The organism is Amycolatopsis balhimycina FH 1894, assembly GCF_000384295.1.
Lineage (GTDB): Bacteria > Actinomycetota > Actinomycetes > Mycobacteriales > Pseudonocardiaceae > Amycolatopsis > Amycolatopsis balhimycina.
On record NZ_KB913037.1, the window covers coordinates 1,044,325 to 1,056,843 of the forward strand.

Below are 12,519 nucleotides of genomic sequence, written 5' to 3' on the forward strand. Positions count from 1 at the left end.
CGGAATTCCACCGTCTTTTTTCCCGGGAAGCCCGACTCTAGCATCAGAGAAAAGCGGCTTCGAAAGGCAAGAAATGGTTGGAATACCGTCTGTTCACGAGTCACCTTTCAGCACGCCCGAGGGGCGCCGTATCCGCGACGAGGTACGCGAACTCGTTCCGTTGATCCGGGAGCACGCTGCGGCCGGCGAGGAACTCGGATGCCTGCCTCCGGCGACGCTCGACGCACTGCACCGCACGGGTCTGTTCCGTGCCTCGGTACCGCCTGAATTCGGCGGCTACGCCCTCGGAGCCCGCGACCTCGCCGAGATCGTGACCGCGGTCGCGACCGGCGACGGGTCCGCGGCGTGGATGGCGATGATCGCCAGCGGGTTCGCCCGGGTCATGCTGACGTTCCCCGAGGACGCCGTGCGCGAGGTCTACTCACGGTCGCTCGAATGGCCTGGGCCGGTGGTGGCCAGCGCATCGCTGTTCTCCGAGCGGATCCAGCGGGCGAGCCGCGTCCCGGGCGGCTATTCGATCCCCTCCGGCGGCAAATGGGGATTCGGCAGCGGCTGCAAGCACGCCGCGTACGTCGTCGTCGGCATCGAGGTGCCGACCGGCCCCGGCTCGGTGCTGCGGGCCATGGCGCTGCTGGAGAAGGGCCAGTACGAGATCGTCGACGACTGGCACGTCATGGGCCTGCGGGGCTCGTCGAGCAACAGCGTCAGGACGACGGAGGAGATCTTCGTTCCCGAGCAGCGTGTTGCCGACCTGGCCCGGATGCCGGAGCGTCTCGACCAGCTCCACGAGCGCTACCAGGGGCTCGGCTACCAGCTCGACGGACGCGGCCAGATGCTGATTCCCGCGTTGGAGACCATGGCCGTCACGCTGGGGATGGCCCAGGGCGCCTTCGAGTGCTTCCTCGACCAGTCCCGCCGGAAAAAGCCGTTCAACCTGCCTTACGACACGCTGGCCGCCACCCCGTCCGTCCAGGTCGCCGCGGGCAAGACGCACGCGATGATCAACGCCGCGGAATGCCTGCTGTTCGGCCGGGCGGACCACATCGACCGGAAGGCGCAGGCCCGGGAGCCGTTCACGGCCGCCGAGGAGTCCGCGATCATGATGGACCTCGTCCACGCCGGGAACGTGTGCGGTGCGGCCATCGACACCCTTCAGCTCACCCTCGGGTCCTCGACCGTCAGCGTGCGCAACCCGATCCAGCGGTTCGCCCGCGACGTCCGCGTCGCCCTGACGCACGGCTCGACCCGGCTCGACCCGTCCGCCGAGATCAGCGGGCGGCATCTGCTCGGGCAGCCGCCCTTCACGGACGGCATGGCGGCGGTACCGGGAGTGGCCAAGGCCGCCGAAACCGCCCAGGTCGCCGTCCCCGTCCCCGTCGCCTGAACCGGGCAGGAGAACCCAGATGGACCTCGGACTTTCCGGTAAGCGCGCCCTCGTCACCGGCAGCAGCTCCGGCATCGGCGCCGGCGTCGCCCTGATGCTGGCAGCCGAAGGCGCCCACGTCGTCGTGCACGGCCGGGACAAAGAGCGCACCGCCGAGACCGCCGCCACGATCCGCGACCACGGCGGACGGGCCGACGAGGTGCTCGGCGACCTCACGGTCGAGCCGGAAGCCGCGGCGGCCTGCGAGCAGATCCTCGCCTCGGGCGGCGTCGACATCCTGGTGAACAACGCGGGCGGCCGCTACGGCGGCTGGGAACGCAACGGCTGGCTGGCGACCCCGCCGGGCAACTGGCTCGAGACGTACAAGCTGAACGTCGTCTCGACCGCCACCCTGATCAACCGGCTCGCGCCGGTCATGGCGGAGCGCGGCTGGGGGCGGGTCATCCAGATCGCCAGCGCCGTGGCCCTGCACCAGCCGCCGCACTTCCCGGACTACCAGGCGGCGAAGGCCGCGGAAATCAACCTGACGCGCAGCCTCTCCAGGAGCCTGGCCGGCACCGGCGTCACGGCCAACTGCATCAGCGCCGGAATCATCCATACCCCCGGCTCGGCCGCGGAGCTCGACGACATCGCCGCGGAACTCCGGCTCGACGGCGGATGGCGGGCCCACGAGCGCCACCTCGCCGTGGAGGTGTTCCAGCAGACGACCGGGCGGGTCGGGCGCCCCGAGGACATCGCCGCCGCCGTCTGCTACCTGGCCAGCCCGCGGGCCGACTTCGTCACCGGCGTGAACCTGGTGGTGGACGGCGGTACCGACTGACCGCCGGCAGTTCATCGGCCATCCAAGCCGCACAACGACGTGAAAGGAACATCATGACTCTTCTCGATTCCGATGACTGGCAGGGACGGATTTTCTCCTCCGGCTGGGTGCAGGGTTCCGGCGAGGCGTACGACTCGACCGAGCCGGCCACCGGCAAGACGCTCGGGCGGGTCGGCGCGGCGGCTCCGTCCGATGTGGACCAGGCGGTGGCCCGGGCGCAGCGGGTCCAGGCCGAATGGGCCGCGCTGCCGTACACAGAGCGGGCGCGGGTGCTGCGCCGGGCCGGGCAGCTCTTCGAGGAGCACCAGGAGGAGATCGCGGAGTGGATCGTGCGCGAGGCGGGCACGCACCCGGGCTTCGCGGCCTTCCAGACTTCCAATGGCGCGGCCGAGGAGTGCTACGAGGCGGCGGCGCTGGCTGCCGCGCCGTACGGTGAGGTGCTGCGCTCGGTCGAGCAGCGGCTTTCGTTCTCGCGCAGGCGCCCGGTCGGCGTGGTGGGCGTGATCTCCCCCTTCAACGCGCCCATGGTGCTGGCCATGCGCGCGCTCGCCCCGGCACTGGCCCTGGGCAACGCGGTCGTCCTCAAGCCGGACCCACGCACCGCGATCTGCGGCGGCGTCACCATCGCGCGCGTGTTCGAGGAGGCCGGTCTCCCCGAAGGCGTGCTGCACGTGCTGCCGGGCGGCGCGGACGTGGGCGCGGCGCTCGTGGACCACCCGCGCGTCCCGGTGCTCGCGTTCACCGGCTCGACCCGGGCGGGCAAGGCGATCGCCGCGGCCGCCGCGCAGCGGCTCAAGCGCGTGCACCTCGAGCTCGGCGGCAACTCCGCGCTGATCATCCTCGACGACGCGGATCTGGAGAAGGCAGCCTCCGCCGGAGCATTCGGGTCCTTCCACCACGCCGGACAGGTGTGCATGGCTTCCAGCCGGCACCTGGTGCACGCTTCGGTCGCCGGCCTGTACGCCGAACTGCTGGTCGAGCGCGCGAACGGCGCGCCGGTAGGCGACCCGGCGAGCGGCCCGGTCGCGGTGGGCCCGATGATCGACGAGCGGCAGCTGCTGGCCGCGCACGCCGTCGTCACCGACAGCGTGGCGGCCGGGGCGCGCCTGGCCGCCGGCGGCACCTACGAGGGCCTGTTCTACCGGCCGACCGTGCTCACCGACGTCCCGCTGACGGCCCGCGCCTACGCCGAGGAGATCTTCGGCCCGGTTGCGCCCGTGGTCGCCTTCGGTGACCTCGACGAGGCGGCCCGGCTCGCCGCCGACACGGAGTACGGGCTCTCCCTCGGCATCCTGACGCGGGACGTGGCCAAGGGCCTCGCGCTCGCCGAGCGCATCCCGACCGGTCTGGTCCACATCAACGACCAGACCGTCAACGACGAGGCCACCGTCCCGTTCGGCGGTGTCGGCGAGTCCGGCAACGGCTCCCGGCACGGCGGCGCCGCCGCCAACCTCGAGGCCTTCACCGAGCTGCAGTGGGTGACCGTGCACGGCGAAATCCCCGCCTACCCCTTCTGAGGCACTGGAGAACACTCACGTGCACACCGACAACAAGTTCCTGGCCGGGCCGTTCGCTCCCTGGGCCGAGGAGAACGTGGCCTACGACCTGGAAGTCGACGGTCAGATCCCCGAAGATCTCGCCGGCGCGCTGTTCCGGATCTCCGCGAACCCCCGCTTCGCGCCGCTGGACCTCGACCGGTACCACTGGTGGGAGGGCGACGGCATGGTCTGCGGCGTCTACCTGCGCGACGGCCGCGCCGCCTACCGCACCCGCTGGGTCGAGACCGACTCGATGAGGTTCGAGGTCGAGCAGGGCGAAGCCGTCTACAGTGGATTCGCCAACGGCGGAAACCCGCGCCCGCTCCCGCCCGGCGCCCCACCGGCGAAGAACGTCGCGAACACGAACGTGGGCATCTTCGACGACCACCTGCTGGTCTATTTCGAAGGCGGGCTGCCCTACTCGATGCATCCCGAGACGCTGGAGACGTACGGCACGTACGACTTCCACGGCGGCATCGACGTTCTCTGCACCGCCCACTACAAGATCGACCCCTCCGGCGGCGACATGCTGTTCTTCGCCGCGACCGGGCCGAGGATCACGTGGTTGCGGGCGGACGCGAAGACCGGGACCGTGATCGACATCCACAGCTTCGACATCGGGGTTCCGGTGTTGATGCACGACTTCGCGGTCAGCGAAAACTACGCGGTCTTCTTCGTCACCCCGGCGCAGTTCCGGCTCGACCACATCATGCAGGGCAAGCCCGGCGTGGTGTGGGACGAGAAGTCGTTGCCGCACGGCGTGCAGATCGTGCTGCTGGACCGGCGCACCCACGCCGTCACGTGGCACGAGGTGGGCGGCAGCTGGGCCAACACGCACTTCTACAACGCGTACGAGGACAGCGGCCGGCTCATCATCGACGGGCACCGGATCACGCGGCTCGGCACGCCGGCCGACCGGCTGGACGCCCCGCCGTCGGCACACTCGTGGTTCCCGCCGGCGATCCCGCACCGATGGACCGTGGACCTGGCCACCGGCACGGCGAAGGAAGAGAGGGTCAGCGGGCTCGCCGGCGAGTTCCCGAAGATCAACGACGACTACACCGGACGGCGCCACCGGTACGGGTACTTCGTCACCACACGGGGTGTCTCGCGCGACATCATGAGCGATGGCCTGGCCAAGCACGACTACCTGCGGGACACCACCGTCGTCGTCGAGGGCCCCGGGCCGCTCACCAGCCCCAGCGAACCGGTCTTCGTCAGCCGGGCCGACGCCATCGGCGAGGACGACGGCTACCTGCTTTCGCTGTGGTGGAACCGCGAGACGGACCTGACGGAGCTGCTCGTCCACGACGCCGCGGACCTGATCCGCCAACCGCTGGCCAGGGTCAAGCTACCGAGCCGGGTCCCGTTCGGGTTCCACGGCTCCTGGGCCGGTCAGGCGACGCTCGACCAGGCCGTCGCACGGCAGAACGAGGGCTGATCGGATCGTTTTGGGCCGGGCCGTGAAACACGGCCCGGCCCAAAACCGTCGATACGTCACCTGGCCGGATCCGGCTGCGTGGTCACCGGCTGGTAGGCGGCGCCGCCGTCGCTCAGCAGCCGCTCGGCCTCGGCGAGGATCGCCTCGAGGTCCTGGTCGAGGTTCAGCGACTTCCGGAACGGCTGGCGCACGTCCTTGTCGATGCGCAGGTAGACCTCGTTGCGGTTGCCCTCGGGGTCGAAGAAGTAGATGCCGATGGCGTTGCCGTGGGTCACCTCCTGCTGCACCTGGACGCCTTCGGCCCGAAACCGCTGGTGGTACTCGACGATGGCCTCCAGGGAGTCCACCCGCCACGAGACCTGGTGGGTGAGCAGCGAGCCCGCGGGAGCGGTACGACCGTTCGCCAGGACGAACTCGTGGTGCTCGACCTCCGGGCGGGACGAGAGGAAAACGATGCCGAGCTCGTCGTCCTCGTCCGTCACGGTCAGGCCGAGCACCCGCGTGTAGAAGTCGCGCATCTTGGCGAGGTCCTCCACCCAGAAGCCGGTGTGGCCCAGTTCAACGATCGACATGATGTCTCCTTTGGCAGGACAGATGCTCTGAATATCAGAACGTACGGCTTGACACGAAGAGAGAGCAAGTCCTGTAATGAGAGACACGCATCCTGCTTAACGAGACAAGGAAGTGGCGTAGTGCGCGAAGAGCCGGACGTCGACGTGATCGTCGTCGGGGCCGGGCCGGTCGGTATGACGGCCGCGGCCTTGCTGGCGGCGCAAGGCGTGTCGGTCATCGTCCTGGAGGTGCAGGCCGAACCGGTCGCCGAGCCCAAGGCGATCAGCATCGACGACGAGTCGCTCAGGACCTACCAGGCGGCGGGGATCGCCGACCGGATCATGCGCATCGTCGTGCCGGGCACCGGCACCGTCTATTTCGGACACGACGGGCGCCGGCTGTTCCAGGCCTCCGGCCCGGCGCCGTACCGCCTCGGCTTCCCGTTCAAGAACCCGTTCGCCCAGCCGGAACTGGAGCAGGTGCTGCGCACCGTGCTGACCGAGAACCCGCACGTAGACCTGAGGTTCGGGTCGCGCGTCGTGAACGTCACCCAGGACCGGCACCGGGTCTGCGCCGTGACCGAGGTGGCGGGCGTCGCGCGCAGCGTCCGGGCGCGCTACCTCATCGCGGCGGACGGCGGGCGCTCGACCGTCCGCACCCTGCTCGGGATCGACCTGACCGGCCGGTCCTATTCGGACAACTGGCTTGTCGTGGACACCCTCGAGGACACCCGCACCGAGCGGTACGCGATGCACTACGGCTGCCCGGAAAGGCCGCACGTCATCGTGCCCGGCCTGGACGGGCGATGCCGCTACGAGTTCGCCCTTCAAGGCGGAGAGGCAGAGCCCGGCCCCGACCCCGGCTTCGCCCTGATCGAGCGCCTGCTCGAACCCCATCGGACCATCAGGCCGGACCAGGTGCAGCGGGCGGTGGTCTACCGGTTCAACGCGGTCAACGCCGACGAGTGGCGGCGCGGCAACATCTTCCTGATGGGCGACGCGGCCCACATGATGCCCCCCTTCGCCGGCCAGGGGCTCAACTCGGGAATTCGGGACGCGGCGAACCTCTGCTGGAAGCTCGCCGGGGTCCTCGGCGGCACCCTCGAGGAGCACCTGCTCTCGACGTATGAAACCGAGCGCCGACCGCACGTGGACGCCACCATCCGGGTCTCCGAGCGCCTCGGGCGCGTCGTGATGACCACGTCGAACCGGCTGGCGACCGGCCGGGACCGGATCATCCGCCGGATGCTCGAGACGGACGACGGGCGCAACTACCTGGAGCAGATGCGCTACCGGCCCGCCAACACCGTCGCCGCCGGGCTGGTGCGCAGCGGCGACCTCGGAGCCGGCACCGCCGTGGCCCAGCCGCGCGTGTTCGACGCCGCCACCAGCAAGGTCCGGATGCTGGACGAGCCGGCGGGCCACGGATGGACGACGATCGGCGTGGACGTTCCCGCGGCAGCGTGGACCGATGCCGAGTCCGTCTGCGCCATGACCGGTGCTCGACGCCTGCACGTCGTGGTCGGCCAGACGCTCCCCACCGCGATGGCGAACGCGCGCGTGCTCGTCGACGTGGACGGCGGCCTCGTGCGCGAGTTCGAGCCCTACCGCGGCAGATTCCTGCTCGTGCGCCCCGACCGGCTCATCGCAGCCTCATGGACTCCAGGCTACGGGGACGACGTCCGCGCATGGCTGGGCCAGTGGATTGACGACAAGGAGAAGAAATGCGACTCACCCGCTACTACGACGACAACGGCAACACCCGCATCGGCGAGGTGACCGACGGGATCGTCACTCCGCTGGAGGGCATCACCACGATCGACGCCACCACCGGCATCGACCGCCTGGCTTCGGCGGCACGCGACGAGGCCGGCCGGTTCCCGTTCGAGGAGCGGGTGCTCGCCCCCATCGCCGACCCGCGGCGGGTCGTGTGCGTGGGGCTCAACTACCTGACCCACGTCGACGAGTCAAAGCGCGAGCTGCCGACCTACCCGGTCCTGTTCACCAAGTTCGCCTCCGCACTGATCGGTGCGCACGACGACATCCTGCTCCCGCCGGAAGCCGGACAGGTGGACTACGAGGGCGAACTCTCCGTGGTGATCGGCCGGGCGGGCCGCCGCATCCCGGCGAAGGACGCCACTTCGCACATCCTCGGCTACAGCGTGGCCAACGACGTGACCATGCGCGACTACCAGTACAAGACACACCAGTGGCTGCAGGGCAAGGCCTGGGACAACTCGACCCCGCTCGGCCCGGTCGTCGTCACCCCGGACGAGGTCGAGATCGAGTCCCGGACACTGACGACCACGCTCAACGGCGAGGTCGTCCAGTCTTCCTCGCTGGACCGGCTGATCTTCTCGATCTCCGAGTTGATCAGCACCGTCTCGGAGTTCACGAACCTCGAGCCGGGCGACGTCATCCTCACCGGGACGCCCGGCGGCGTGGGATACCGGCGCGACCCCCAGCTGTTCCTCAAGGACGGCGACAAGGTCAGCGTCGAGGTCACCGGCATCGGCAAGATCGAGAACCGAGTCGTCGCGGAGACGGTCTGACCGCGCCCACCTCCGTCGCTCAGCCGGCGAGGGCCAGCCGGTCGCTGACGCGGGCCGCGGCGTCGACCACGGCAGCAACCACCTCGGGCAACCGTTCGTCGGGGACCCGGGTCTCGAGGGCTGCCACACTGACGGCCGCGGTCACCGCTCCGCTCGCATCGACGATCGGAGCCGCGACGCCCAGAATGTTCTCGTCCAGCTCCCCGCGCGCGACGCAGTAGCCGTCGGCCCGGATCGACTCGAGCCGCGCCAGCAGATCCTCGACCTTGGTGAGCGTGCGCGGCGTGAACTGCTGCAGCCGCTCCCGCTTCAGCAGCACCTTGCTTTCGGCGGGAGGCAGGTGGGCGATCAGGACGAGCGCCGATGCGCCCGCGTTGACCGGCAGGGTACTGCCCCGCTCGTACGAGATGCGGACCGGATGATCGGCCTCCACCCGCTCCAGGCAGATCGCATGGGCCCCGGCACGCCTGGTGAGCAGCACCGTCTCGCCGAGCTTCTCGCAGAGCTCGAGCATGATCGGCAACGCCACGTCCGAGAGGCCGTAGCTCCGCCGGGCGAGGCGGCCGAGCTCCAGCACGCGCGGACCGAGCCGGAAGCCGCCGGCCGGGGCTTCCTCGAGGAAACCCGCTCCGACAAGGCTCTGCACGTAACGGTATGCCGTCGACCGCGCGGTACCCAGCGCCTGCGCGACCTCCTGGGCGCTGACGCACAGCCGGGTGTCGCAGAACAACCCCAGGATGTCCAAGGCTCGGTCGGCCGTCGAATTGCGTTCGCGATAATGGCTCGCAGCTGCGGGCTCACCACTCGGCACCTGTCCTGACATGCAGGACATCATAGCTGAAGATCCGACATATGGCTGGCTTGACGCCGACCCTTCAACCAGCCCTTTACCACTGCACCGAGGTCGACCCGGCTGCCTATGGCGGGCACCGGCAGCAGAGTGAGCAGCCGGTGGGACCGACGGAAGCGCAGACCCTCTACGAGTGCCACTCGTGAGCGGCGTTGCCCGGCACCCCTCGCAGCCGCACCTCGTGACGGCCACACTCCGGCTGCCGGCAACGGCCGCCGCAGCGCACTCGAAGGTCACCCACCCCAACAGCTGGTTTTGTTCGCGAGATGCGATCGCGTTTCTCTGTGAAGACCGACCGCACGGGGTTCGGTGGGGAGGCTTGTGTTCGTGATGCCCGACCGCACTTGATGCCCGGCTTGTGAGACGGGGACTCCGTCACTTCGCGCCCGAGCCGACGAGGTCCAGAAGAAGCCGGGAACCAGTGCCACCGGGTCAGCCTGCGCACGCCGGCGCGCAGGGTCGGGGAATGGTGCGGTCAGCGGGGATCCGGTCCGGGGATGCGGATGCCGGCGGCGCGGAGCTTGGCTTCGAACAGTGCGGTCAGCCGCGCCGCCGCCGGGGTTGGCTCTTCGCCGTGGTGGGCGATCAGCGTGTAGCGGGTGCTGCGTCGGTGCGGGCTTGCAGGCCGGTGACGGTCTTCAACAGTGCGGGGTTGGCGAGGTAATGGTCGGCGACGGCGGTGGCGAGTTCGTCGATGCGGGGGTCGTCCGGTTCCCAGGCCGCGGCTTCGGCCGCTTGCCGGGTCAGGGTGACGAGCCGGGTGTCTTCGAGGGCGTGCTCGAAATGGGTGAGGTAGTCGTCGAAACCGTCGGGCACCAGGGCCTCGGCCAGCACCCAGCCTTCTCGGGTGGCCGCTACCTCGTCGGCGGGGAACCCGATGTCGTGCATCCGTGCCAGCAGCGCCACGGCGCGGTCGGGCAGCAGCGCACGGTCGCCGTCGGTGAGCCGGTGCAGTATGGCGCGCCGCGTGATCAGCTCGTCGATCCGGGCGGTGAGCTGCCGATCGACGTCGGCGAGCGTGGCGGCGAATCCGGCGGCGTCGGCGTCGAGCAGGCGTCCGATCTCGGCCAGCGGCACCCCGGCGGCGGCCAGCGTCCGGGACTGCACCAGCCGCAACAGTTCGGCCGAGCCGTATCGCCGGTAGCCGGAGCTGTCGCGTTCCGGCTCCGCGACCAGGCCGAGCTTGTGGTAGTGCCGCACCGTCTTCACCGTGACGCCGACGAAGGCCGCCGCCTCCCCGATCGGGACCCCATTCCTCATGGGGTCAGCTTGCCCGGTGCGACGAACACCTCGTCGACGAGCCTCTGCTGGGCGTTCCGGAACGCTGCCGCGATGGACATGCCGGCGTCGTCCACGCAGTTGAGCGCGGCGGTCAGGGTCTTGCTGCCGTCGGGTGAGCTGTACATCAGCGCCGCGTGACCGACGGTGGCGCCGTCGGCCGTGGTAAGCACGAACACGCCCAGGCCGTAGTCCATGTCCGGGATACCGGTCGGGTGCGGGGTGCACATCTCGGCCAGCAGCTCGCCCGGCAGAAGCCTGCCACGCATCAGCGCGGCGATGAACGTGTGGAGGTCCCGGGTGGTCGAGATCATGTCGCCCCCGGTGGAGAGCCAGGACGGGTTGTGCCGGGTGACGTCGATCGTCTTCTGTTCGCCGGCGTCCTCGTATCGGTAGTAGGCGTGGGCGTGCGGCTCGGGGATCTCCGGTGAGGCGTCCGGAACCACGGTGCCGGACAGCCCGAGCGGTTCTGCGATCCGCTGCCGCAGCTGCTCGGCGAGCGAGTTGCCGGTGACCTTCTCGATCAGCAGCCGGATCAGCGCGTAGTTGGTGTTGGAGTAGCTCCAGCCCGTCCCCGGCTCGAACCGCACCGATTTGGCCGACGCCAGCCGCACCAACGCCTCCGGGCGGTAGGTCGTGAACCGGCTTTCGACCCACTCCGGGCCCGCGCTGCCGTACGGAATGGGGATCCCCGGCGTTACGGTCCCTTCGTCGGACACCTCGCCGGTGAAGTTGAACAGTCCGCTGGTGTGCTGCAGCAGCATCCGGACCGTGATGCGCTCGTCCAGCCCATACTCGGGCAGGTAGCCCGCCACGAGACGGTCCAGTCCGATCTTGCCCTCGGCCACCAGTTGCAGCGCCAGGGTCGCGGTGAAGGTCTTGGTGTTGGAACCGATCCGGACGTGCCCGTCGACCGACGGTTGCATGGTCCCGCCCAGCTCGGCCACTCCGGCACTGCCGACCCACTCGCCCCGCTCGTCGTGCACCCCGCAGCGACACCCCCAGGAAACCGGAATCGACGATCTCCTGGATCGCCTTCCGCAGCTCCGGCCGATCCGGCTCGGCGATGTCGAGCACGGCGGCGATCTTGCGGGCCATCTCGGCCATGGTCGGGCTGGGCCCGCCGTGGCGGGTGGCTTCGACGGCGAGCAGGACCGTGTCGCGGAAGTGGGCGGCCTCGGCTGGTTCCTGCCGGTTCAGCAGGTTCACGGCAGCGGCCAAGGCCAGCAGCACCTGATCGGCGAGTGCCGCGGCGGACTTGCCCTTCAGGTCGATGTCCTTGACCTTCGCGGCGAGGACATGCCCGAGCGGACCGGTCGCCGACGCCAGGGCGATGCTGCCGTCGGTGGCGATCTCGACGGGCTTGCCGGCAGCACCGGCGGCGGCCATCAGTGAAACCGCACCGTAAGCGGCGGTGCGCAGGGTGCTCCGGTCCTCATCGGTCAGGGTGATGGACATGGCGGTGCTCCTTCAACTCGGTCGTCCCGGGGCTTGATGCGCCGGTGCGACGAGCTTCCGGCCTGCCCCAAGGTCAACCTCAACCGTAATCTGGCTCACGCAGTCAGCGGCGAGACGTACGCTCATGGCTCATGGCTTACCGGTCGTTCGGGAAGGCGGCGGCGTTCGCCAGCCGCCAGCGCGATAACCCGTTCCACTTCCGCGCTCCTCGGCCACCCACGACTGACAACGCGGTGGCCCCGCAACGACGAAAGACAACTGGGGCGTCCGGCGCGAAGCGGAGGACGAACGATCTGAACAGGCCTCACGCAGCGGCCCGACTTGATCACAAGTAATGCCATAGTGCGGTCGGAACTCGGCGACATTGATCATGGCAGGTGACCGACATGTGCGGTCAGAATCCACGAACAAGTGCGGTCAAAACTCGCGGACATAAACATCGGCCCGCTCGGCCGCCTCCAGAGGCTTGTCGCCGTGGACCTCGGCCGCGGTAATCCGGCGTAGTTCGTCTTTGGCCCAGACGCTGAGCATGCCCGCGTCGATACCCAGCTCGCGGGCGACCTCGGAGATCGTCCGGCCGGAATCGATCACCCTTGTGGGCAGCCTCGACCTTGTACCTCAAACACCCGACACAGGGTCGGCACAAC

Annotated in this window: 12 protein-coding genes; 7 read left to right on the forward strand and 5 right to left on the reverse strand. The window is 69.5% G+C overall.

All coding sequences use genetic code 11. The features are described 5' to 3' along the window. Positions 1 to 73: 73 nt before the first annotated feature. Genes A3CE_RS0103925 through A3CE_RS0103940 form a run of 4 tightly spaced genes read left to right on the forward strand, consistent with a single transcriptional unit; the run spans position 74 to position 5,183 of the window. Positions 74 to 1,384 carry an acyl-CoA dehydrogenase family protein gene (locus A3CE_RS0103925; protein WP_026468121.1) on the forward strand — a complete coding sequence of 437 codons (1,311 nt, stop codon included), beginning with the start codon at positions 74 to 76 and terminating at the stop codon, positions 1,382 to 1,384. A gap of 19 nt (positions 1,385 to 1,403) precedes the next feature. Further along, positions 1,404 to 2,204, forward strand: a complete 801-nt coding sequence (locus A3CE_RS0103930) for an SDR family NAD(P)-dependent oxidoreductase (RefSeq protein WP_020638756.1) — start codon at positions 1,404 to 1,406, stop codon at positions 2,202 to 2,204. 53 nt (positions 2,205 to 2,257) lie between these two features. Next, positions 2,258 to 3,721: an aldehyde dehydrogenase family protein gene (locus A3CE_RS0103935; protein WP_020638757.1), complete on the forward strand. Its 1,464-nt coding sequence runs from the start codon at positions 2,258 to 2,260 to the stop codon at positions 3,719 to 3,721. A gap of 19 nt (positions 3,722 to 3,740) precedes the next feature. Next, complete coding sequence (locus A3CE_RS0103940; protein ID WP_020638758.1) at positions 3,741 to 5,183, forward strand: carotenoid oxygenase family protein; 1,443 nt, start codon at positions 3,741 to 3,743, stop codon at positions 5,181 to 5,183. Positions 5,184 to 5,239: 56 nt separating this feature from the next. On the opposite strand, the gene A3CE_RS0103945 is transcribed toward A3CE_RS0103940, so the two are convergent. Next, a complete protein-coding gene (locus A3CE_RS0103945) occupies positions 5,240 to 5,755 on the reverse strand; it encodes a VOC family protein (RefSeq protein ID WP_020638759.1) in 516 nt (171 codons plus the stop codon). 120 nt (positions 5,756 to 5,875) lie between these two features. On the opposite strand from A3CE_RS0103945, the gene A3CE_RS50000 reads away from it, so the two are divergent. Next, positions 5,876 to 7,513 (forward strand): FAD-dependent monooxygenase, encoded by a 1,638-nt coding sequence (locus tag A3CE_RS50000; protein WP_020638760.1) that lies wholly within the window; start codon positions 5,876 to 5,878, stop codon positions 7,511 to 7,513. After that, on the forward strand, positions 7,459 to 8,286 hold the full coding sequence (locus tag A3CE_RS0103955) for a fumarylacetoacetate hydrolase family protein (RefSeq protein ID WP_020638761.1): 828 nt from the start codon (positions 7,459 to 7,461) through the stop codon (positions 8,284 to 8,286). Before A3CE_RS50000 ends, A3CE_RS0103955 begins: the two co-directional genes overlap by 55 nt. 19 nt (positions 8,287 to 8,305) lie before the next feature. Here the strand turns inward: A3CE_RS0103955 and A3CE_RS0103960 are convergent, their stop codons facing one another. From A3CE_RS0103960 to A3CE_RS50010, 3 genes are all read right to left on the reverse strand, one after another. Then, positions 8,306 to 9,109 carry an IclR family transcriptional regulator gene (locus A3CE_RS0103960; RefSeq protein ID WP_026468122.1) on the reverse strand — a complete coding sequence of 268 codons (804 nt, stop codon included), beginning with the start codon at positions 9,107 to 9,109 and terminating at the stop codon, positions 8,306 to 8,308. Between the two features lie 612 nt (positions 9,110 to 9,721). Continuing rightward, complete coding sequence (locus A3CE_RS53265) at positions 9,722 to 10,396, reverse strand: MerR family transcriptional regulator (RefSeq protein WP_020638763.1); 675 nt, start codon at positions 10,394 to 10,396, stop codon at positions 9,722 to 9,724. Then, on the reverse strand, positions 10,393 to 11,400 hold the full coding sequence (locus A3CE_RS50010; RefSeq protein WP_312024835.1) for a serine hydrolase domain-containing protein: 1,008 nt from the start codon (positions 11,398 to 11,400) through the stop codon (positions 10,393 to 10,395). Before A3CE_RS50010 ends, A3CE_RS53265 begins: the two co-directional genes overlap by 4 nt. A gap of 139 nt (positions 11,401 to 11,539) precedes the next feature. Here A3CE_RS50010 and A3CE_RS57290 point away from each other — a divergent pair, with 139 nt between their 5' ends. Beyond that, a complete protein-coding gene (locus A3CE_RS57290; protein ID WP_169523882.1) occupies positions 11,540 to 11,809 on the forward strand; it encodes a hypothetical protein in 270 nt (89 codons plus the stop codon). 480 nt (positions 11,810 to 12,289) lie between these two features. Here the strand turns inward: A3CE_RS57290 and A3CE_RS56035 are convergent, their stop codons facing one another. Next, positions 12,290 to 12,463 carry a hypothetical protein gene (locus A3CE_RS56035; RefSeq protein ID WP_020638766.1) on the reverse strand — a complete coding sequence of 58 codons (174 nt, stop codon included), beginning with the start codon at positions 12,461 to 12,463 and terminating at the stop codon, positions 12,290 to 12,292. Positions 12,464 to 12,519 lie beyond the last annotated feature (56 nt).

Coding starts and splice junctions, on each gene's coding strand:
- A3CE_RS53265 (WP_020638763.1), bottom strand. CDS start 10,396: ATGAGGAATGGGGTCCCGATCGGGGAGGCGGCGGCCTTCGTCGGCGTC.
- A3CE_RS0103925 (WP_026468121.1), top strand. CDS start 74: ATGGTTGGAATACCGTCTGTTCACGAGTCACCTTTCAGCACGCCCGAG.
- A3CE_RS0103960 (WP_026468122.1), bottom strand. CDS start 9,109: ATGTCAGGACAGGTGCCGAGTGGTGAGCCCGCAGCTGCGAGCCATTAT.
- A3CE_RS0103945 (WP_020638759.1), bottom strand. CDS start 5,755: ATGTCGATCGTTGAACTGGGCCACACCGGCTTCTGGGTGGAGGACCTC.
- A3CE_RS0103935 (WP_020638757.1), top strand. CDS start 2,258: ATGACTCTTCTCGATTCCGATGACTGGCAGGGACGGATTTTCTCCTCC.
- A3CE_RS0103955 (WP_020638761.1), top strand. CDS start 7,459: ATGCGACTCACCCGCTACTACGACGACAACGGCAACACCCGCATCGGC.
- A3CE_RS0103930 (WP_020638756.1), top strand. CDS start 1,404: ATGGACCTCGGACTTTCCGGTAAGCGCGCCCTCGTCACCGGCAGCAGC.